A 481-nucleotide genomic window follows, 5' to 3' on the forward strand; every position below is an offset into this window, starting at 1 on the left:
AAAATGTGCGAAGCCGCCCAGAATCGCCTGATCGTCGCCAAAGGCACGATCGCCCGCGAGCGGCATGAAATCGTCGAACAGGCCCGCGACATAGTCCTTGAAGTGCGGCCGTTCGCCATGGCGGGCGACGAGCGTCTTCTGCCATGGCGTCAATCTGGAATAGGTATCGCGCAGGAGCTTGTCGGACTTGGCCTGAAGCCGCGCCACCTCCGAATCGATATCGACCGTGCCATCGGCAGCGGTCTCACGGAGTTGGTCGACCCGGCCCTGAAGCGCGGCGATCGGTTTCTCGAAATCGAGGAAGCTTGCCATCGGCCGCGTCGGTTAAGCCCCGCGCCTCTTCACGTCAACGAGAGGATGACGGGTATTGACCAGCTCGACCAGCCGGCTGGCGTCGACATGGGTGTATATCTCGGTGGTGGCGATGTCGGCATGGCCAAGCATCGATTGCAGCGCACGCAGATCAGCCCCGCCCGCAAGC

The 481-nt window shown here is 62.6% G+C and carries 1 protein-coding gene and 1 pseudogene; both read right to left on the reverse strand.

Annotation, left to right across the window (positions count from 1 at the left end):
• Positions 1 to 312: pseudogene (locus RAD15_RS43640) on the reverse strand (acetyl-CoA carboxylase carboxyltransferase subunit alpha); the annotation flags it as partial.
• Between the two features lie 12 nt (positions 313 to 324).
• On the reverse strand, positions 325 to 481 hold a 157-nt coding region (locus tag RAD15_RS43645; RefSeq protein ID WP_458184835.1), incomplete at its 5' end, for a tyrosine-type recombinase/integrase.

The organism is Bradyrhizobium sp. 14AA (assembly GCF_054185205.1).